14 protein-coding genes are annotated in these 21,088 nt (G+C 72.2%); 9 read left to right on the forward strand and 5 right to left on the reverse strand.

Annotated features, from left to right (window positions below; genetic code table 11):
• Nucleotides 1-192: 192 nt before the first annotated feature.
• Together FEF34_RS22070 and FEF34_RS22075 are read left to right on the forward strand one after the other, a co-directional pair.
• Nucleotides 193-2,802 carry a bifunctional FO biosynthesis protein CofGH gene (locus tag FEF34_RS22070; protein WP_138054691.1) on the forward strand — a complete coding sequence of 870 codons (2,610 nt, stop codon included), beginning with the start codon at nt 193-195 and terminating at the stop codon, nt 2,800-2,802.
• A 546-nt stretch (nt 2,803-3,348) separates the two neighbouring features.
• Nucleotides 3,349-4,464, forward strand: coding sequence for an ADP-ribosylglycohydrolase family protein (locus FEF34_RS22075; protein ID WP_138054692.1), 1,116 nt, complete (start codon nt 3,349-3,351; stop codon nt 4,462-4,464).
• Between the two features lie 207 nt (nt 4,465-4,671).
• Here FEF34_RS22075 and FEF34_RS22080 read toward each other — a convergent pair whose 3' ends face one another.
• Nucleotides 4,672-5,454: an SDR family oxidoreductase gene (locus FEF34_RS22080; RefSeq protein ID WP_138054693.1), complete on the reverse strand. Its 783-nt coding sequence runs from the start codon at nt 5,452-5,454 to the stop codon at nt 4,672-4,674.
• Nucleotides 5,455-5,555: 101 nt separating this feature from the next.
• Here FEF34_RS22080 and FEF34_RS22085 point away from each other — a divergent pair, with 101 nt between their 5' ends.
• On the forward strand, nt 5,556-6,398 hold the full coding sequence (locus FEF34_RS22085; protein WP_138054694.1) for a hypothetical protein: 843 nt from the start codon (nt 5,556-5,558) through the stop codon (nt 6,396-6,398).
• A 208-nt stretch (nt 6,399-6,606) separates the two neighbouring features.
• Here FEF34_RS22085 and FEF34_RS22090 read toward each other — a convergent pair whose 3' ends face one another.
• The 3 genes from FEF34_RS22090 to FEF34_RS22100 form a co-directional block, all read right to left on the reverse strand.
• Entirely contained in the window at nt 6,607-6,807 is a 201-nt protein-coding gene (locus FEF34_RS22090; protein WP_138054695.1) for a DUF397 domain-containing protein, read from the reverse strand.
• A gap of 241 nt (nt 6,808-7,048) precedes the next feature.
• Complete coding sequence (locus FEF34_RS22095) at nt 7,049-7,906, reverse strand: helix-turn-helix domain-containing protein (RefSeq protein ID WP_138054696.1); 858 nt, start codon at nt 7,904-7,906, stop codon at nt 7,049-7,051.
• Between the two features lie 559 nt (nt 7,907-8,465).
• Nucleotides 8,466-9,185: a GOLPH3/VPS74 family protein gene (locus FEF34_RS22100; RefSeq protein WP_138054697.1), complete on the reverse strand. Its 720-nt coding sequence runs from the start codon at nt 9,183-9,185 to the stop codon at nt 8,466-8,468.
• Nucleotides 9,186-9,400: 215 nt separating this feature from the next.
• Between FEF34_RS22100 and FEF34_RS22105 the strand changes: the two genes are divergently transcribed.
• Nucleotides 9,401-12,388 (forward strand): D-alanyl-D-alanine carboxypeptidase, encoded by a 2,988-nt coding sequence (locus FEF34_RS22105; RefSeq protein WP_138054698.1) that lies wholly within the window; start codon nt 9,401-9,403, stop codon nt 12,386-12,388.
• Nucleotides 12,389-12,831: 443 nt separating this feature from the next.
• Nucleotides 12,832-14,826 carry a DUF2339 domain-containing protein gene (locus tag FEF34_RS22110; RefSeq protein ID WP_407698297.1) on the forward strand — a complete coding sequence of 665 codons (1,995 nt, stop codon included), beginning with the start codon at nt 12,832-12,834 and terminating at the stop codon, nt 14,824-14,826.
• Between the two features lie 520 nt (nt 14,827-15,346).
• Here FEF34_RS22110 and FEF34_RS22115 read toward each other — a convergent pair.
• Nucleotides 15,347-16,201, reverse strand: a complete 855-nt coding sequence (locus FEF34_RS22115; protein WP_407698298.1) for a MerR family transcriptional regulator — start codon at nt 16,199-16,201, stop codon at nt 15,347-15,349.
• A gap of 344 nt (nt 16,202-16,545) precedes the next feature.
• Between FEF34_RS22115 and FEF34_RS22120 the strand changes: the two genes are divergently transcribed.
• From FEF34_RS22120 to FEF34_RS22135, 4 genes are all read left to right on the forward strand, one after another.
• On the forward strand, nt 16,546-17,526 hold the full coding sequence (locus FEF34_RS22120) for an adhesin (protein WP_138054700.1): 981 nt from the start codon (nt 16,546-16,548) through the stop codon (nt 17,524-17,526).
• Nucleotides 17,527-17,750: 224 nt separating this feature from the next.
• Complete coding sequence (locus FEF34_RS22125) at nt 17,751-18,545, forward strand: adhesin (protein ID WP_138054701.1); 795 nt, start codon at nt 17,751-17,753, stop codon at nt 18,543-18,545.
• A gap of 121 nt (nt 18,546-18,666) precedes the next feature.
• Nucleotides 18,667-19,281: a TetR/AcrR family transcriptional regulator gene (locus FEF34_RS22130; RefSeq protein WP_138054702.1), complete on the forward strand. Its 615-nt coding sequence runs from the start codon at nt 18,667-18,669 to the stop codon at nt 19,279-19,281.
• Nucleotides 19,278-20,822, forward strand: a complete 1,545-nt coding sequence (locus FEF34_RS22135; RefSeq protein WP_138054703.1) for an MFS transporter — start codon at nt 19,278-19,280, stop codon at nt 20,820-20,822. The genes FEF34_RS22130 and FEF34_RS22135 overlap by 4 nt, the downstream gene beginning before the upstream one ends.
• Nucleotides 20,823-21,088: the final 266 nt, after the last annotated feature.

The raw sequence follows: 21,088 nt of genomic DNA on the forward strand, positions 1-21,088 counted from the left end.
TGACCCGCCGTACCAAGCGCTGCCGTACCCGGAGCCGCGGGCTGCGTGCACCGTTCCTCGCCGGACGGTACGTCCGCCCCGCACGCACCCCTTTCGGGCGGTGCCCCCGCCCACCCCTCACCACCGTCCCTTTTCGGTGCATACGCACCCACCCCCCGTTCCGTTGTCGGCCCGCGCTCGTATGCTCGCCTCATGACGGATCACCAGGCCGGAGACCGGGTCGGAGACCAGGCGAATCGTCCGACCGTCAACGCGATGCGCCGTGCTCTCAAGCGGGCTCGGGACGGTGTCGCGCTCGACGCCGGGGAGGCCGCCGTGCTGCTGCAGGCGCGCGGGGCGGACCTGGAGGACCTGTGCGCGTCCGCGGCGCGGGTGCGGGACGCCGGGCTGGAGGCCGCGGGGCGCCCCGGGGTCATCACGTACTCGAAGAGCGTGTTCATCCCGCTCACGAGGCTGTGCCGGGACAAGTGCCACTACTGCACCTTCGCCACCGTCCCCGGCAAGCTCCGCCGTGCCGGCCACGGGATGTTCATGTCGCCCGACGAGGTGCTGGACATCGCGCGGCGCGGTGCCGAACTCGGCTGCAAGGAAGCCCTCATCACCCTCGGCGACAAGCCGGAGGACCGCTGGCCCGAGGCGCGTGAGTGGCTGGAGGCGGAGGGGTACGACGACACCATCGCCTACGTACGGGCCATGGCGATCCGCGTCCTGGAGGAGACCGGGCTGCTGCCCCACCTCAACCCGGGCGTGCTGACCTGGACGGACTTCCAGCGGCTCAAGCCCGTCGCCCCCTCGATGGGCATGATGCTGGAGACCACCGCCACCCGCCTCTGGTCCGAGCCCGGCGGTCCGCACCACGGATCGCCCGACAAGGAGCCGGCGGTGCGGCTGCGGGTGCTGGAGGACGCCGGGCGCAGCTCCGTCCCGTTCACCAGCGGGCTGCTGATCGGGATCGGCGAGACGTACGAGGAGCGCGCGGAGTCGCTGTTCGCGCTGCGCCGGGTCTCCCGCGCCTACCACGGCATCCAGGAGCTGATCGTCCAGAACTTCCGCGCCAAGCCCGACACCGCGATGCGCGGCATGCCGGACGCCGAACTGGACGACCTCGTCGCCACCATCGCCGTCGCCCGGCACATCATGGGTCCCTCCGGCTGCCTCCAGGCACCACCGAACCTCGTGGACGAGGAGTACGGGCGCCTCATCGCCGCCGGTGTGGACGACTGGGGCGGGGTGTCGCCGCTGACGCCCGACCACGTCAACCCCGAGCGGCCCTGGCCCCAGATCGACACGCTCGCCGAGCGGTCGGCGGCCGCCGGATTCCGGCTGCGCGAACGGCTCGCCGTGTACCCGGAGTTCGTCCGGCGCGGCGAGCCCTGGCTGGACCCCCGGCTGCTCCCGCACGTAAGCGCCCTCGCCGACCCCTCGACCGGCCTCGCGGACGAGGCCGCGCTGCCCGTCGGCCTTCCCTGGCAGGAGCCGGACGAGGGCTTCGTCGCGAGCGGACGGACCGATCTGCACCGCACCATCGACACCGACGGCCGGACCTCGGACCGCCGGGACGACTTCGACGAGGTGTACGGGGACTGGGGCGTCCTGCGCGAGGCGGCGGCGCCCGGCATGGTGCCCTCGCGGATCGACACCGACGTACGGCACGCCCTGTCCACGGCGGCGGACGATCCGGCGAGGCTCACCGACGACGAGGCCCTCGCGCTGCTGCACGCCGACGGGCCCGCGCTGGACGCGCTGTGCTCGATCGCCGACGACCTGCGCCGTGACGTCGTCGGCGACGACGTCACGTACGTCGTCACCCGCAACATCAATTTCACCAACGTCTGCTACACCGGCTGCCGTTTCTGCGCCTTCGCCCAGCGCCGCACGGACGCCGACGCGTACACCCTGTCGCTGGACCAGGTCGCCGACCGGGCCCAGCAGGCGTGGGACGTCGGCGCGGTCGAGGTGTGCATGCAGGGCGGTATCCACCCCGACCTGCCCGGCACCGCGTACTTCGACATCGCCCGGGCCGTGAAGCAGCGTGTCCCCGGTATGCACGTGCACGCGTTCTCCCCCATGGAGGTCGTGAACGGCGCGACGCGCACCGGCATGTCGATCCGCGAGTGGCTGACCGCCGCCAAGGAGGCGGGACTGGACTCGATCCCCGGGACGGCCGCGGAGATCCTCGACGACGAGGTGCGCTGGGTGCTGACGAAGGGCAAGCTGCCCACCGCCACCTGGATCGAGGTCGTCACCACCGCGCACGAACTGGGCATCCGCTCGTCGTCGACGATGATGTACGGGCACGTCGACCAGCCCCGGCACTGGCTGGGCCATTTCCGCACCCTGGCCCGCATCCAGCAGCAGACGGGCGGGTTCACCGAGTTCGTGACGCTGCCCTTCATCCACACCAACGCGCCCGTCTATCTGGCCGGCATCGCCAGGCCGGGGCCCACGACCCGCGACAACCGCGCCGTCACGGCGATGGCCCGGTTGCTGCTCCACCCGCACATCCCGAACATCCAGACCAGCTGGGTGAAGCTCGGAGCGGAAGGCGCAGCGGAGATGCTGCGCTCCGGCGCGAACGACCTCGGTGGCACGCTGATGGAGGAGACCATCTCCCGGATGGCCGGGTCGAGTTACGGCTCGTACCGCTCCGTCCGCGACCTGACAGCCATCGCCGACGCCGCCGGACGCCCGTCGAGGCCCCGTACGACGCTGTACGGCGAGGTCCCTGCGGAGCGGCAGCGCGCCGCTGCGGACTCGGACGGCCACCTCCCGGAGCTGCTGCCGGTGCTGGAACAGGGCTGAGGGGCCCGGTCGGGGTTTCCCCGCCCCCGTCCGCCCGGTCGCGCAACGGCGTCCCGGAAGGCCGGAAGCGCGTCCCGGAAGGCCGGAAGGGCGTTGTGGAAGTCCGTTACGTAAGGCGTCACGACGGCCTTCGCGGAAGGCGACCGAGGGCACCACTCGGTCCGGGCCGAGGGTCGGGCCGAGGTCCTGTCCGCAGTCCGGCCGTGGTCGCACCGGGCAGGACAGCACGAAGGTTCCGTGATGTGAGTCACGTCGAGCCGGACGCGGCCCGAACCGGGCAGTGCGAACCGTCACCCGGACTCCCGGCTCCTCCCGGTCCGCCCGACCGCACCGACCGGCCGCCCCCGCCCCCGGCCGTCCCACCCCCGACCTACCGGGCGTCCCGGGCGGACAGCGGCCGCGCCGTGGCGCGCCGCGGGCGGTGACCGGAACCGACCGGAAGCTGACCGTCACATTCCGCTTCGGCGGCCGTTCCGGCTGGATTCCGCCCATGAAGCGATCTCTCGCGGTCGATTACAGTGCTGCGCACGAGAAGGAGGGAGCCGGGTGACCACACCAGCCGCAGCCGTCTGGGGACGTGCCGAGCAGCAGGACTTCCGTGCCCGGGTGCGCGGCTGTCTGCTGGGCGGAGCCATCGGCGACGCACTGGGCGCCGGGGTCGCCGCGCTGTCCCTGGACGAGATACGCGCCACCCACGGCCCGGACGGGGTCACCGATCTCGTTCCCGCCTACGGCCGCCGCGGCGCGGTCACCGCCGCCACGCAGCTGACCCTTTTCACCGTCGACGGCCTCATACGCGCCCAGGTCCGCCGCGACACCGGCGCCTGGCACCCGCCGACCGACGTCCACCGCGCCCATCTGCGCTGGGCGGCCACCCAGCGGGACTGGGGGCCCGACGAGCGTCGTAAGGACAACGGCTGGCTCGCCCGCGAGGAATGGCTCTACACCCGCCGCGACCCGACCCCCGCCTGCCTCACCGGTCTCGCGGACGAGGTGCTCGGCACCGTCGACAAGCCCAAGAACCCCACCGCCCGCGACGCCGGCGCGCTCGTCCGCTCCGCTCCCTTCGGGCTGCTCGTGGGCTGGGAGCCGCAGCTGGTCTGCCAGCTGGCCGTGGAGTGCGCGGCGCAGACCCACGGCCACCCCACCGCGTATCTCTCGGCCGGTGCCTTCGCCGTGATCGTCCACGGGCTGGCCCGCGGCGAGACCGTCGACGGGTGCGTCCAGCGGGCGCTGTCCCTGCTCACGCCCAGGCCGGGGCACCAGCCCGTGAGCGACGCGCTCAAGCAGGCCCTGGGCGCCGTACGCCAGGGCATTCCGAGTGCCACCCGCATCGACGCGCTCGGTGACCCAGAGAACGCCGAGGACGCCCTCGCCGTCGCCGTCTACTGCACTCTCGTCAGCGAGGACGTCCGCCATGGCCTTCGCCTCGCCGTCAACCACGACGGGCCCTCCCACACCACCGGCACTCTCTGCGGCGCGCTTCTCGGCGCGCTGCACGGAGAGACGGCCCTGCCACCCGCCTGGCTGTCGGAGATCGAGGGCCGCTCCACGGTCCTCGAACTCGCCGACGACTTCGCCATGGAGATGACGCAGGGCCCGGCGCTCCACGGCCCCGCCGTTTCCGCCCTCGGCTGGCTCCAGCGCTATCCGCGCGGCTGAGTCCGGCCGGCTCCGGCCACTCGCGCACGGTTGAGGGCGGTCGGCCCCCGGGCAGTCGGCACGCGCATCGCCCGGCCGCCGACCCTCCGGCCGGGGGCGGTTTCCGCCACGAGTGACGGCGGCGGCGTCCCCGGGCCGCCGGGTCCGGCCGGTCGCGGTGCCATGCGGTCAACGACGTTGGCTGCCGCGCCGGTTCGGCTGTGGCGGCTACCGCATCAGTTCGCCGGCGTTGACCAGGAGGGACTGGCCCGTGATCGAGCGGGCGCGGTCCGAGGCGAGGAAGGCGACGGCCTCCGCGACGTCCCCGTCGGTGGCGAGTTCCGGGAGGGCCATGCGTTCCGTGAGGCGGGACAGCACCTCGGACTCGGAAATGCCTTCGGTGCCGGCGGTGAACCGGACGTACGCCTGGACCGGCGGGCCCCACATCCAGCCGGGGAGCACCGTGTTGACCCGGATCCGGTGCGGACCGAGCTCCCGGGCGAGGGAGTACATGGCGGAGGTCAGCGCGCCCTTCGACGCCGCGTACGCCGCCTGCCGGACCTGGGACGGGGCGGCCACCGCGGACTGGGTGCCGATGATGACGACCGATCCGCCGCGCTCCTTGAGGGCGGGGAGGCATGCACGTGTCATGCGCAGGGTGCCCAGCAGATTGACGTCGACGATCTGCTGCCAGGTCGCGAAGTCGGCGTCCTCGACGCCGCCGAAGTGGCTGTCCCGGGCGGCGACGTGCACGACGGCGTCGATGCGCCCGAAGCGCTCCAGCGCGAGGGCGGCGAGTGCCTCGCACTGGGCCTCGTCGGTGATGTCGGTGGGGCGGTGGGCGGTGTGGGCGCCGACGGGGTCGATCTCGCCGGCGGTCCTCACGAGGTTGGCCTCGGTACGGGCGCCGAGTACGGCGTTGCCGCCGTCCCGTACGACGGTCTCGGCGACGCGGTGTCCGAGCCCGGCGCCGACACCGGACACGATGACGGTCTTCTCCTGCAGCAGCATCCCGGCGGCTCCCGACTCTGGCTCTTTATCTGACGGTGCGTCAGAGTAGGTCGGTCGACCGCGGGAGGGAAGGGGAGCGCCGTGCTGGGAAGTGGTGCGTCGTGAGCGAGGACACCCGGTCCGGGCTGTACGCGGAACTGGCGGCCGTCGGTCCCTACGGGGTGCGTCCCGGCCATGCTCTGATCACCATGGTCGAGCCGCGTCCCGGCCATGAGTACGCGTACAACCGCTGGTACGAGGACGACCACTACTACGCGGGTGCCATGGCGATGCCCTGGATGTTCGCGGGGCGCCGCTGGGTCGCCACCCGCGATCTGCAGTTGCTGCGCTACCCGGAGAAGTCGGCGGTGGCCCGGCCGGTCACCGCGGGCTGCTACATCTCCACCTACTGGATCACCGAGGGCCGTTACGACGACCACATGCGCTGGACGGTCGGGATCAACAAGCGGCTCAATCGCGACGGCCGCGTCCACCGGGCCCGCACCCATGTGTTCACCGCGTTCCAGGATCATGTGGCGACCGTCTACCGGGACGGCGCCGCGGGGCCGCGCGACTACCACGCGCTCGACCATCCGTACGCGGGGCTGGTCGTGGAGGTGATCGACGCGGAGAGTCCGGAGCGCAGGGCGGAGCTGCTGGAATGGCTGCGATCGAGGGAACTGCCGAAGCGGCTCGCGGGTAAGGGCGACGCCGTCTCCCCCGCGGCGATGGTGACCGTGTTCCGGCCCACGCCTCTGCCACTGGACCGGATGACTTACGTGAAGCAGGTGGAGGGTGTGGACACCCGGCTGACGCTGCTGTGGTTCCTGGAACAGGACCCGAGGGACGGCTGGGAGGAGCACTTCGCCGGGCTGGACGCGGGGGAGCTGGGCAGGATCGAGCTGGTGGCGCCGTTCATTCCGACGGTCCCCGGTACGGACCGGTACGTGGACGAGCTGCGTTAGCGGAGAGGCGGCCGGGTCGGGTCTTCGGTGGGTGGCGGGCGGTGGCCGCAGTGCCGAGCCCCCTCGGCCGGGACGGCGGACCAGTCGAGAGGGCTCTGTTCGTCGGGACTTGGTGTCCCGACGCTGACCGGCCCGGCACCCATGGGGCGGGCCGACGTCGGAAGCCTCCGGCTTCCGCTTGTCTGCTTCCGGCTTCGAGTGCGGAACCCTAGAGGGAGCCCTTGCTCACACCGTGCAGGAACGCGGTCCAGGAGCCGGGGACGAAGGTGATGGACGGGCCCTCGGGGGCCTTGGAGTCGCGGACGGCGATCGCCTGTACGACAGGGGACTTGACCTCGACACATGCGCCGTTTCCGCCGGAGTAGGAGGATTTGACCCAAGTGTCCGTGGCGCCCTGGTGAATAGCCATGTCTTTCTCCGGTTCCGTGTTTCGACGGTGTGGCCGACGTGCTCGACGGCGTGATCACGACGCTACTTGGGGCGCTCGACCGCTGAGAACGTCCGTTCACTCGACCGGATGGCATATTCTACTGCGCTCTTCCCGGAAGTGGCCGCGAAGGTGTACTGTGCGCCCTCGCGACTTCCCGGCCCGCTTCCCAGGGGTGCCCGTCACGACCTCGAACCGCGAGTGAACGGCACTTGAACCGGGCCTACTTGGCGTAGGACTTGGCGATGTCCTCGATGAACTCCCGCGTCTGCTCGACGTTCAACGCCTGCGCCCGCAGATGCTCGTACATCACGGTGTATTTGTGGACGTCGTTCGCCTTCTCCAGGTACAGGTCGCTGGTGACGCCTTCGATGTATACGACGCTGGAGTCCGACGCGTCGGGGAACTCCAGGATGGCGTAGTGACCGGTGATCCCGGGATGGGCGCCCATGCTGAACGGCAGCACCTGAACGGTGACATGCGGCAGCTGCGACTGCTCGACGAGATACTCCAGCTGCTCGCGCATCATCTCCTTGTTGCCCACGACCCGGCGCAGCGCGGCCTCGTCCACGACCGCCCACAGCCGGAGCGGACTCTCGTCGGAGGCGATCCGCTCCTGGCGGCGGACCCTGACCTGGACGCGCTTCTCCACATCGCTGCTCGGAGTCTCGGGCAGCGCGCCGGTGATGAGCGCCTCCGCGTACTCCCGGGTCTGGAGCAGACCCGGCACGATCTGCGGCTCGTAGACCCGGAGGCTGGCCGCGTCCGTCTCCAGGCCGATGTAGACGCTGTAGGGGATGTCGCCGAAGGCGTGCCACCAGCCCTGCTGGCGCGAGTCCTTGGCCATCTGCATCAGTGAGTCGACCACGCGGTGGTCCTCGACCTCGTACACTCCACAGAGGTCGCGCACGTCGCGCTGGCTGATCGAGCGCCGGCCGTTCTCCAGTCGGCTGATCTTCGACTGGGAGACGAGCAGGCGATCCGCCACCTCCTCCGCGGTCATGCCCTTGAGCTCGCGGAGCCGGCGCAACTCCTGGCCCAAACGGCGGCGCCTGACGGTGGGGTTGACGTTGGACGCCACGGGAACTGCACCTCCGGCTGTGGACTGCTGTGCTGTCCTTGTTGCTGTGCGTATCTACGTCTCAGCAGACTGCCACCAAAGGTGCTGCTCGCGCTGGAAAACGACGACACGCACGCACAATGCGGGGGACAAAACACCGGCTGTGTGCGGCGCGTGGTGGAAATGGCACCCGTGAGCACGCGAAGAGAGTGTGGGTGCACGCGTGGGAGCCCGAAGCGGGCGCGGTTCGCATGCGCAGCCGAGTGCCCTCGGAGACCCGAGTGCCCTCGTGAGATGGGTGCGGGGCCGAGGGTGTGTGCGTCAGGGCGGGCGCATGCCGAAGGGAGAGCGCGGGGCGGTCGACGTTACGACTGCCCCGCGCCCTCTGCGGCTCCCGAACCGGTCTCGTGCGACGCCGGTGCGGCGGTTCTTCCGGCGGGCGTGCGATCGGGTGGTTCACGGCAGCGTCCACGGCCGCACGGGCGCGCGTGCGCATCCCTGAGGCGTGTCCGCTTCCCAGTCCAGTCCAGCCCAGTCCAGCCCGAGCCGTACACCTACGGGCCGGTGGCCTGTACCGGTACTAGTGAGCGGCGGCGCGGGCCATGCTGCCGCGTCGTGACGGCATCTGGACGGCCGACTGCCGACCGGGTGCCGCCGGACTGCGGCGCGGCTGCGCCGACGCGCCGTTCTGAACGTCCATCACGGCGTGCGCCACGAGTCCGCCCATGGGGTCGTGCCTGATCAGGTCCCGGAGCCGGGAGCGGGAGGACCGCCCCTCGTTGCCGGGATAGAGGTGCTTGCCCAGGCCGACCGCGTGCGCCAGCGCGGCGAGTGCGGCCGTCCGCGGGTCCGGCGGTACGCCGGTGCGGATCGCGCTGTCCAGTCGGGTCCTGATCTCCCGGCTGATCGCCGTGTCCGTCGCCTGGTAGCGAGTCGTCGGCAGCACCCCGCACATCTGGCCCGCCACGGCATGGACCATGCCGCACCTTTCCAGATGTGAGAGATATGTCTGGCGCAACCCCAGCCGGGGCCCGCCGATCCAGTGGACCGCGCGCACCGGACTGCCGCGCCTGCGCAGCAGTTCCAGTGCGGAGTCCAGTGTCGGATCTCCTGTCGGCCGTGGCATCACCACGGCGATACGATCCCCGTCTGGGGCTATCCGTCCTGCCAGGGCCAGCTCCACTAGCTGTGCTCCGGCCAGGCCGAGGTCGAGCGACTGCGGCTGCGCTGTGGTACCCGTGGCCGGGTCCAGAGCGAGCAGCAGAAGCTCCTCCGGAAGTGTTCTGCGGCTCCTGCCCATCCATGCCTCCCCGCGTGGATGAATGACAGGGTGACGCCTCTCACATTGGTCTGTCGAGGGCGCCTGGGTGCTTCGTGTGGGAACCGGCAGGTATGTCGTTCTCGTCTATCACGGGGGCCAAGGGGTTCACACAGGACACTGATAGATGGTTCGGACAGTGGTGCGGGTGGTACCAGCGCCACGGCGGGTTCAGGTTGAGGCACGGAGGAGGCACGGTGGCGGGCGAGTCCCCCGACAAGTCGGAGCAGCAGAAGTCGTCGGGGGAGACGACTCCGGGCGAACGTGATCCGCGGCTTGCCGTGGCCCGTTCGGCGGGAGCGTCCACCGAGGGACGTGCCGATCAGTCGACCGCGGTGTTCCGGACGCTGCCGTCGGAGCCGGAGGAGCGCGCCGAGACCTCGAAGTCGTCCGAACCGACGTCCTCGGAGGTGTCCGCCGATGCCGACGCGGGCACGGGCACGGACACGGACACGGACACGGGCAGGGACGCATCCGAGTCCGCGGCCGGTTCCGACGACGCGGTCGGATCCGCCGCCTCGGAGGACCGCCCTGCCGACGGCGACGACCGCCTCCGTGCGGCGGTGGCCGCGTGGGTCTCCGGCAAGGGTGACACGGCGAACGACACGGCGGACGGGACCGCGGACGGGACCGCGGAGGCGGGTACCGCCGCGGACGAGGGTACGGGCGGGCGAACGGGCGGTAGGCCGGCCCCGGCCGCCGTACGCGCCGGCGGGGCCTCCGGCGACGACGAGGCGGACGCGGGTGCTCCGGAAGCGGTGGAGGGCGGCGACGCCCCCGAACTCGCCCCCAGCGGCCACGAGGCGGCCGAGAAGGCCGGGAGGAGGCCCACGGCGCCCCCGCCCCGCAAGTCCGTCGACGCGGAGCCGTCAGCCGGGGCGGACCAGACCGGGACGGACCGGACCGGGACGGACCAGACCGGGGTGGACCAGGCCAGGAGGAATCAGGCCAGGACGGGCCAAACCGGGACGGACCAGGGCGAGGGCGACGAGGACACGGCCGGTGGGAGCGCGGGCGGTTCGACCTCGGACGGCTCGAGCCCGAGCGAGGAGGGCTCCCGAACCAGGACGCCCAGCTGGGCCGCCGCCCGGCGAGCCGGCAAGGACACCGCCCCTGCGGAGGACGGCCCCGGCGGAGGTCCCGCGAGCGGTACGGACGGCGTCGTCGCGCCGACGGGTTCCGCCAGGCTCGCGGTTTCCGCCGGGACGGCCGATGAAGGCGACGGCGCCGAGGAGGCCGGGGACCGGAAGGCCGTCGACCAGCCGACGGCCGTCTTCAAGGCCCTGCCCCGGCCCGCTGTGGACCAGCCGACCACCGCGCTGAAGATCACTTCGCAGCCCGCGGCACCGAAGCGGGCCGAGAGGTCCTCCGCTTCGGCCGTCCCCTCGGCGCAGTCGGACGTGGACGGCGCGGACGCGGAGCGTCCGCGCTCGGAAGGCGCGGGGAAGGAGGCCGAGCGCACCACTGCGCTCAGGGTCACCGGGCCCCCGAGCGAGAGGCCGAAGCCCGAGCCGAGGTCCGGCATGAAGCCCGGGGCCGACGACGCTCCCGCGTCCGACGACGCTCCCGGGGCCGAGGGCACCACGGGTGAGAGGACGGCGTCCGGCCGCAGCGGTGCGTCCGGGTCCGCCCCGGCCGCACCGGCGTCCAGGCCCGCCCCCGGCCGGACTTCCGGCGACGCCTCCGAGTCCGCCGCCGAAACCGCTCCCGGCTCCGCTCCCGAGTCCGCCGCCGAGCGGACCAGCACGTTCGTACCGCTGCGGCGCGACGACGTACGTCCTGCCCCGTCCTCCGCGCAGTCGGCGCCTCCCACCGCGAAGCCGGCCGGGCCCGCGGCGTCCCCCGCCGCCCCGCCCGCCTCGCTCACGGAGCCCGAGCGCACGAAGCAGCAGCCGCTGCCGCCCCGCCCGCCGCTCGATCTGCTCGCCGAGCTGACGAACACTCCGCCGCCCCCGCAGACCCCCGTCCGCACCCTGGTGCGGCGGGTCAGGATCTGGACGCCGCTCGTCGTGGTGCTCCTGATCGTCTTCGCAGTCGTACAGGCCGTGCGTCCGCTCCCGGATCCCACCCTCTCGCTGACGGCCGAGCCGACGTACGAGTTCGAGGGTTCGGCCCCGCAGCTTCCCTGGCCCGCGAAGGGCCAGGCGTACATGGCCGCGTCCGGGCTCGGCACGCTCGGTTCCTCCGGGGAGCAGAAGCCCGTGCCGATCGCGAGCGTGACCAAGTCCATGACGGCGTACGTGATCCTCAAGAACCACCCGCTCAAGCCGGGCGAGCCGGGGCCCATGATCGAGATCGACGCCAAGGGCGAGGCGGAAGGCCAGCTCGACAAGACGGACAACGAGTCGACACTCAACACCGTCAAGAAGGGCGACAAGATCAGCCTGAGGGACGCGTTGGCGGCGATCATGATTCCGTCCGCGAACAACATCGCGCGCCAGCTCGCGCGCTGGGACTCGGGCTCCGAGAAGGCGTTCGTCGAGAAGATGAACGCCGCCGCGGACGAGCTCGGGATGAAGAACACGACGTACACGGACCCGTCGGGACTGGACGCGACGACGGTCAGCACGGCCGAGGACCAGGTCAAGCTGGGGCTGAAGCTGGTCGAGATCAAGGCCCTGATGGACATCACCAAGCTGCCCGAGTGGACGGACCCGTCGGGCAAGACGTGGCGGAACTACAACGAGCTGCCGCCTTACGACGGCGCGCTCGGCATCAAGACCGGCAGCACCACCAAGGCCGGTGGCAACCTCTTGTTCGCCGCCCACAAGATGGTCGGCGACACGGACCAGCTGATCGTCGGTGCCGTGCTCGCGCAGTACGACACCCCGATCCTCGGTACCGCGATCAAGGCGAGCAGGGAGCTGATGCTCGCGACGCAGGATGCCCTGAAGAACGCGACGATCGTCAAGAAGGACCAGGTCGTCGGCGTGGTCGAGGATGGTCTGGGCGGTTCGATCCCACTCGTGGCCACCAAGGACGTCAAGGCCGTCGGCTGGTCCGGCCTCACCGTCAAGCTCGAGTTGACGAACGGCGGCAAGGTCCTGCCGCACGAGGCGGCGGCCGGCACGGTTGTCGGTTCGCTGACCGTCGGCGAGGGCGCCAGCCAGGTCACCGTGCCGGTGGCCCTCCAGAAGGCGCTCGTGGAGCCCGGGTTCGGCGCCAGGCTGACCCGCCTGGGCTGACATCGGGCGGCCGGACGGGGACACGGACCTCCGTGCCCCCGTCCGGTGCATCAACACCGTGCTAGCGTCCCCGGATCGCGGCGTCTCCCGGCCGGGGGCAACTCGCGAAGCCGGGAGGGCGTCCCCGAGCACGGGAAGCGACCACGGGAGCCGCAGTGACCACCGTCGAGCCGACACACGCGGACGAGAGCAGCGCCGTGAGAGGCCCACGAGCCGCGAAGGACCCGCGAATAGGGGAGGATTCCGGGTCCGGATCCGGATCCTCTGAGTCCGTCGCGTGCCCCGTCGTTTCCGGATGCCTCGCGCCCTACGAGACCGCAGGATCGGCCGCGTCCGCCGTGGCTGCTGCGTCCGCCGTGACTGCCGGGCTTACCGGGTCCGTTGCGCCCTCGTCTGCCTCGTCTGCCTCGTCTGCAGCGTCCGCCGCGGCCTCCGGGGAGCCCATGGCTCCGGTGTCGCGTGAGGCCGCCGTGATCCGGGAGCTGCCCACGTCTCCTGGGATCCCCGCGCCTCATGGGCCGGTCGGGACGTCCGAGGCTCCCGTGTCTCCCCGGCCCCCGGCCTCGCGCGCGGCACGGCTCGACCGCTCAGAACGCGGCACAGGGGGCGAAGTCACCGGGCGCGAAGGCTCACGGCGAGACGGCGCAACGTGCGACGGCGCCGGGCCTGCGGGTTCCCGGTCCACCGGCTCCGGGTTCGCCGGCCCGCGGACCGCGGGCTCCGGGTTCGCCGGCGCGCTGTCGCGGCGTCCCGTCCTCGTGGCCGCGGGGCTGGCGGCCTTCCTCCACGTCGGGTGGTTCCTCTTCTTCGCCAACAGCGGTGGTGACATCGCCGCTCAGGACGCCTGGGCCGAGTTCGTCGGCCGGCACCCCGATTCGGCGTACAACCTCGCCTGGTACGGCGGGATGCACCCGGTCTCGTACAGCGTGGTGTCCCCGTACCTGATGTCCCTCCTCGGCGTGCGCACGACGATGATGGTCGTCGGGACCCTTTCCGCCGCGCTGACCGCGCTGATCCTGACGCGGGTACGGGCGGTCCGGAACCCGCTGGCCTGCTCGCTGGCCGGGGTGTTCGCCTTCCTCTGCAACGCGCTGTCGGGGCGGGTCACGTTCGGGCTGGGAATGGTGTTCGCCCTCGGGGCGGTCGCCGGGGTGTTCTGCTGGCCCCACCGCTGGCGGCGGAAACGCTGGGCGAAGGCCGCGTTCACGGCGCCGCTGGCCGGCCTCGCGACCGCGTCGAGCCCGGTCGCGGGACTGTTCCTCGGGGTCGTCGCCGCAGCGCTGTTCCTGAACGGGCGCCGTCCGGGCGCCTACGCGCTCGGGATCGCCCCGGTCGTGGTCGTGGCGCTGTCGGCATGGCTGTTCCCGTTCTCCGGTACGCAGCCGATGTCGCTGGGATCGACCTCGCTGCCGTTCCTCTTCGGGGTCCTTGTTTTCGTCCTCGTACCGCGTGAGTGGCGCACCGTCCGTACCGCGGCCGGGGTGTATTCCGCGGGCACGCTGCTGACCTTCCTCGTGGACTCGCAGATCGGCTCGAACGTCTCGCGGCTCGCGATGCTGTTCGCGGGGGTCGTTCTGATGGCGGCGCTGCCGTACACCGTGCCGCGTTCGCGCAGGTGGTACGCGGTCCTCCTGGCGTTCGCCGGGCTCAACGCGTGGATCGGCTTCAAGAGCGTCGACGACATCGTGCGCACCGCGCCGGCCGCGTCCTGGACGCGGGAACTCGCGCCACTGGTGCACGAACTCCAGGAGGTCGGCGCCGAGAGGGGCCGTGTGGAGGTCGTCCCGGCCAGCAGCCATCGCGAGGCGTCGGCGCTCGCGCCGTACGTCAACCTCGCGCGCGGATGGAACCGGCAGGCGGACATGGAGCGCAACCCGCTCTTCTACGACGACACGCTCGACGCCACGAACTACCGGGAGTGGCTGGACCGATGGGCCGTCCATTACGTGGTGCTGCCGACGGGCAAGCCGGACTCGGGCGCCCGGCAGGAGGCCGAGCTGGTCGAGCGCGGCCAGCCCTATCTGAAGCCGGTGTGGTCGGACGAGAACTGGCGGCTCTTCGCCGTTCGCGAGCCGACGCCGCTCGCGGACCCTCCGGCGACCGTGGACCGGGCGGGCGCCGGTGAGCTGCGGATCCATGTGCGCGAGGCGGGCCGGGTGTTGATCCGCGTCCCGTACTCGCCGTGGCTCGGGCTCGTGGACGAGCAGGGCCGGAGTGTGGAGCAGCCACAGGAGACCGCGGCGTCGATGCTCCGGGAGGACGACGAGCCGAAGGCGTTCGTCAATGTCGCCGGCTGTCTGACGAAGGCGGGGGAGGACACGGAGGGGGACGAATGGACGGAACTCCTCGCCCCGCGCGCGGGTGTCTACCGGCTCGCGGCCCCGTACCAGCTCCCGCGCGGTACGCCGTGTCCGGAGGAGTTGAGCGGGAGGAGTTGAGCGGGACGAGTTGGGGGAGAGGCGCTGATGGGAGTCGCTGAGCGGAGGCGCCCCGACGGGCGGCGCCCCCGGTCGCCGGGACGACGGCGGCAGCTCTTCGGGCCGATGGAGGGGTGATGGGGCGCCCACTGCCGCCCGCCCTTGACTCCCTGCTCCCTGCTCCTGCCTCCAGCGCCCTTCGTCCTGGCCGGCCGTCCGCCAGTCCGTCCCGGCCGTCCGCCAGACCGCCTGTGCGTCCGCCTAGTGCCGCGTCAGGCAACGTTCGCCCCGTCGCGGCGCCCGGCACGGCGACTCGCGGCGCTGCCGAGTCAACCGAGTAGGCCCACTACGAGGTCGACCCGGCGCCTTGCGATCCACCGCACCCGACGCCGCTCCTTGTCGGGCAAACCTTGCCTGACGCGGCACTAGTCGGCGGCCCGCCCGGCCGACGTGGAACAAGCCCCAGCGCCTCCGCGGCCGTCACTCGCCGACGCACCGTGTCGCCGCCGCCCTGGCCGCCGTTGGGTGAGAGCCGCGCCCGTCAGGCCACCGGGAACGCCACGTCGCAGACCTCGTCCGTCGCCGTCGCCGCGTCCCAGTCCGCGAAGTACACCTCACGGCACGGGCCGGCGACCGTCAGCCCATGCCGGGTGGCCCAGCGCTCGACCGCGTCGAAGGCCGACCCGATCTGCGGGTACGCCACCTGCGCCTTGGTCAACCTGGTGTAGGCGAGGCGGCCGGCGGGCTCCACGCGGAGAACCGCCCCCGTCCGGTGCTCGTCGATCCAGAGTTGCGCGGCGCGGGCGTCGGGGACCGGCACGCACGCCTCCGCCGGGCCGTCGCTGTCCGGGCCGACCTCGGCGTGGTAGCGGACGTAAGGCGGGCCCGCGACGCCACCGCACTCCTCGGCCGCCCGTTCCAGGCGGCCGAGGGCCGCCGGGAGCCAGTGGGGCAGCTCGTCCACCAGCAGCCTGCGGCGCTCGGTGAGGACCGCCCGCTCTGCCATGTCCATCGTCCTGATCTCGTACACCGTCTGTCTCCTGCCTGAAAGCCGGTCACGGAGATGGGCCACGACGGCGCCCTGCACGGCACGGCGTTCCTCGACCTCGGCCCAGTACATCGTCAGAGCCCGAGCGGCCTGCGGCCCCGGCAGCTCCACCACATAGGCGATCCTCTCCAGCGGCATGTCGATCTGCCGCAGGAGTGCGACGAGCCGGGCGCGATCGACCTGTTCGGTGCGGTACCAGCGATAGCCGGTCGCCGCGTCGACGTACGCCGGGGTGAGCAGGCCGAGCCGGTCGTAGAGGCGCAGCGCCTTCGGCGAGAGCCGCGCCCGCGTTGCGAAGGCCCCGATGGTGAGCAGGGAGTCGTTGTGCACGGGCTCATCCTCCGTCACCGGGCGGGAGGTCCGCCCGGTTGCCGAGGACGATGCGGCCTGCCCCTGGGGCAAGGTCAACAGACGCCACAGCCTTCGCGACGGCCTTCGTCCGTCCCGGGCCAGGCGCCTTTGCGACGGCCTTCGTCCGACCCCGGGCGGCGGCCCGCGACGGGCACGCGGAGACCCCATGGGCCCCCTGCGACGGCCACCCCACGTCCGTGCGACGGCCACCGGCGGAGGGCCACCCGCCGCCCCGTAGCGGGCGCCCCGTGCCCGCCCGTCGGACGGACCCCGGATCGATACCGCGTTGATACGCCCCGACGTCTACCGACCGGTACTCCGCCCGCTGCATAGTGACCCGCATGCTTTGCGAGAGATGCGGAGGGACGCACCGGGGCGCGCTGCCCGGGATGGTGCTCGACTCGTGCACCGTCGAGTCCGTGTCGGCGCACCGGACGCTCAGCGAGCCGGTCCTCGAGCGAAGGATGACGCTTGCGGGGGCGGGAGCCGTCCTCTCGCTGTGTCTGCTGGCGCTCGGAGTCACGCTCCTCGCAACCGCCGGCGACGACGGCGAACGCGCCGACGACGCGCGACCGGTCGTGGACGACATCGCGCCGGGCGGGATGCCCCAGAGGATCGGCCCGACGTTCTTCCCGGAGGACGCGCCGGAACCGGGCGCCACGTCCGCGAAACCGACCCCCCGGCCCACGGCGGAGAAGCCCAAACCACCCGTGGCCGCCCCCGCTCCCCGGCCGGTGCCGTCCGGATCGCGGGCCGACGCGCCGACCGGGGAAGCGGCCTGGTTCAGCGAGTGGGCCGGACCGGGCTGCCCGAACGGTGTCCGTACGCACGGCCGTTACCCGGACGGCCGTCACGGCTGGTACGAGGTCGGCTCCGGCGGCCACCGGGGCAACGGCTGCGACGGCCGGTTCCTCGCCGTGCCGATGTCCGGTGCACGGGAACAGGACGGCGGCAACACCGTCACCTGGAACTGGCAGCCGGGCAGCGGCTACTCGACGTGCTCGGTCGCGGTACGTGTGCCGTGGAGTCACCGGGAGGAGGACGTCGCCGGCGATCCGACGCGGTACCACGTCCTCGCTGACATCCGGGACTCCGGATCCGTGCTCGCCGCTTTCGAGATCGGTCAGCGGGCAATGCGCGGTGGGGTGGTCGTCGTGAACGATCTACCCCTGCGGGACGGTGAGTTGACGGTGCAGCTCGTGGACCGCGGCCTGGACCGGGGGTACGGCGGGCGCGACGGAGCGCATCACGCGGCCGCGCAGATCCGGGCCGACTGCAGGTCATGGGCCTCCACGACCAGTTCGGCAGACCGCAGGTCATGAGCCGGTGCACGACGCGGCCCCACTCCCGCTGACCCGCCGACCGCGGAGCAGGGTCGACTCCTGGTCGCGGGCCGAACGCGGATCGTGAGCCGACCGCCGATCACGGCGGTTCCCGCCCCGTGACGTACAAGGTTCCTGCATAGTGGGCTGGTATGGCGTGCGAACGGTGCGGCAGTGAAAGGCACACGCCTCTGCCCGGTACGAGTTGCCCCGACTGCGGATACGTGGTCCCGGACGAGCGGCGTCCCGGGCCGTCTTGGGTCGCCCGCGAGACGATCGCCGGTCGCGTCTCCCTGCTCTCCCGTTTCCGAAGGGCTCTGCTGGCGGGCGGAACCGTCGTCGTTCTTGGCTGTTTCGTCGCGGCTGCGGCACTCCTCACCTACGGCGACGGCGACGGCGACGGAGGTGGCGGTGGCGACGGCGGCGCACAGGCCGCCGCGACCGACCTCCCCGGGCGCGCCGTCCCGACTCGTGTGGGTCCGACGGCGCTGCCCGGCGGCGGGCAGTTCGAGGAGTGGGCGGGCCCGGGGTGCACGACGGGCACGTACCGGGAAGTGGGCCGGTTCGAGAACGGCGACGCCGCCTGGTACTCGGTCGGCCGGGGCGGCCGCAGCAATTCCGACTGCGACGGCAGCTTCACGGCCGTCCCCATGTCGGGCAGCACGGCCAAGGACACCCGGGCCACGGCGATCTGGAGCTGGAAGCTGGACGACGACTACCGGACGTGCGCGCTCGAGGTGTTCGTCCCCAGGACGAACCGCGCCTCGGAGTCCGCCGGTGCCCCCACCTTCTACCGCGTCCTCGCCGACCCGGACGACGTACGGTCCGGCTACACCGGCTTCGGCGTCCGCCAGACCGTCCACCGCGGCGAGCTCGTGTCCGTCAAGAGCTATCCGGTCAAGGGCGACAAGGTCTTCGCGGTGCAACTCCTCGACCGAGGTCGGGACTGGGGCAGCGCCGAGCGTATCGGGGCGCACCATGCGGCGGCCCAGATGAAGCTGACCTGCGGGTCGACCTAGGGCGTGTGGCGAAAGTCCCCTCCTCGCTCCGGCCTGTGACCGGTGCCGGTGTTTCGGCCTGTCCGGGACTGCACGACCAGTGGGAGTAGACAGTGTCTACCCCCACTGGTAGACAGGTCCCATGAACGAACAGGGGACGGGGCTGCGCGCCCGGCTGGTCGAAGTCGGGGTCGACCTGGTGACGAAGGAGGGTCTGCAGGCCCTGACCCTGCGGGAGATCGCCCGCAGGGCGGGTGTCTCGCACGGCGCCCCCCGCCGCTACTTCCCGACCCACCTGTCACTGCTGTCGGCCATCGCCCGCCGTGGATTCGAGGATCTCGCCGCGCGGACGGCCCAGGCCGTCGCCGCCGCCCGTCCGAAGGGTGATCCGCGGGCGCAACTCGACTTGCTCGGACGGGTGTACCTCGACTTCGCCCGCACCGATCAGGGCATGTACGACCTGATGTTCCGTCATGATCTGCTGGAGAGCAGTGAACTGGGACTGCGCGAGACCAGCCTGCCGCTGTACCGCACCCTCGTGGACGTCGTCGGCAGAGCACGGGCGGAATCCGGCGCGAGCGGCGGCGACGGTCCCGGCGCCGACCCGGTGGTCGTCGCCGGCGCGCTCTGGGCGAACCTGCACGGCATCGCGCAGTTGTGGGGTTGGGGCAGCCTCCAGTTCGCCACCGGCGGCGACGACGTCGAACCCCTGCTGCGGGCGGCCCTGGACGCGCACCTCGGTACGCGTACCCCATGACCGTCGCGCGGACCCGTACCGCGAGTGCCACCGGCCCACGGGGTCGGCGCCGCCTTCAGCGACTGACCCTGACCAGCAGCATCACCGGTGCGGTGGTCGTCGCCGTGGACGGCTCCGTACTCGCCGTCGTCCAGCCGGTGATGCAGCGCGAACTGCGGGCGTCGTTCACCGAGGTCCAGTGGACCAGCACCGGATATCTGATCGCCGTGGCGAGTCTGCTCGTGTTCGCGGGCCGGCTCGGTGACCGCCTCGGCCACCGCCGTGTCTTCACCCTGGGGGCGCTGGGCTTCGCCGTCGCATCGGCGGGCATCGGTCTGTCCGGAAGTGTCGGGCTCGTGATCGGACTGCGTGTGCTCCAGGGCGTCTTCGGGGCGCTGCTGCAGCCGGCCACACTCGGCATGCTCCGCGCCGCGTATCCCCCCGACCGGCTCGCCATGCCCATCGCGCTGCGCACGAGTGCCATCGGGCTGGCGGTCGCCGCCGGGCCGCTCGTCGGCGGCACGCTCGCCGTCCAACTGGGGTGGCGCTCGGTCTTCTTCCTGAGCGTCGTGCCCGCGCTTGCCGTCGCGCTGCTCGTTCTCCTCGTCCGGGCACCCGAGGTGGGCGGTCCTGACGAGGGGAGTGCGCGGACGGGGGCGTCGGAAGCGGGGAGCCCTGAAGCGGAGAGTGCACAGGCGGGGGCATCGCAGGTGCGGACCACGCAGCAGGGGCACGCCGACGCCGCTCGCGGAGCTCTCGGGCTGCCCGGCGCCCTTCTGTTCGCGCTCTGCCTCGGCAGCGTGGTGCACGCCCTCGTCGAGTTGCCCGGGACCGGCTGGACCGCGTCGGTCACCCTCGCGGCCTTCGCCGCGGCGGGCGCGGGCGCGGCCTTCGTCGTCCACGAGCGGCGGACCGCGAGCCCTCTCGTACCGCCCGGGGTGCTGCGGTCGGTGCCCCTGGTGGCGTCGCTGGCCGTCCTGGTGTCTGCGTCCGCCGCACTCTGCGGAACCCTCTTCCTCGGCATGTACCTGCTCCAACACGTCCTCGGACTCGACCCGTTCGCGAGCGCGCTGCGCATGCTGCCGCTGGCGGCGGTGATGGTGCTGGGCGCGCCCGCGACCGCGCTGCTCCAGCGCCGGTTCGGCCACCGGCGGACGGCGGTGTCGGGAATGGCTCTGCTCGCGCTCGGCGTCCTTCTGACGTCCCGCCTCGACGCGGAGTCGAGCCCGGTGGCGACCGGCCTGTCCTTCCTGGTCGTGGGCGCCGGCTTCTGTCCCGTGATGGTCACGGCCACCGCCGTCGTCGTGCGCGAAGCGCCCCTCGGCGCGGAGGGCGTGTCCGGCGGGCTCCAGCAGACCGCGATGAACATCGGCCCGGCGCTGGGTGTGGCCCTGGTGACGATGCTGATGGGTGCGACGGCGCCGGGGGCCGGGCGGGGACCCGCCGGTGGCGCGGACTTCACGGCCGTGATGGGGAACGCGCTCGTGGCCCTCGCCGCGTGGGCGACCCTCGGTGCGCTCGTGGCCACCCGCCTCCCGAGCGGTGCGAACTGCCGGAGGTGACCGGCGGCAGGGGCTCTGGAGTTACGTGCCCGCCCGAACGTGTGGGCGCGGACCCGAAACCGGGCACCGGTACCGGCGCCCTGCACGACGCGGCGTCGAGGCCTCGTCGTCCGGGTGCGAGCACCTTCCGCCGTTTCGTCGTACCGGACACGCCCCCTCCGTCCGTTCGTCGTACCGGTACGACCACGAGGCGTGGGCGCAGGGAGCACGATCCCGCCCGGACACACGACACCTGTGCGCCATTCGATGCGTTCGGTGCCGCCTTC

This window comes from Streptomyces marianii, from assembly GCF_005795905.1.
Taxonomy (GTDB): Bacteria; Actinomycetota; Actinomycetes; order Streptomycetales; family Streptomycetaceae; genus Streptomyces; species Streptomyces marianii.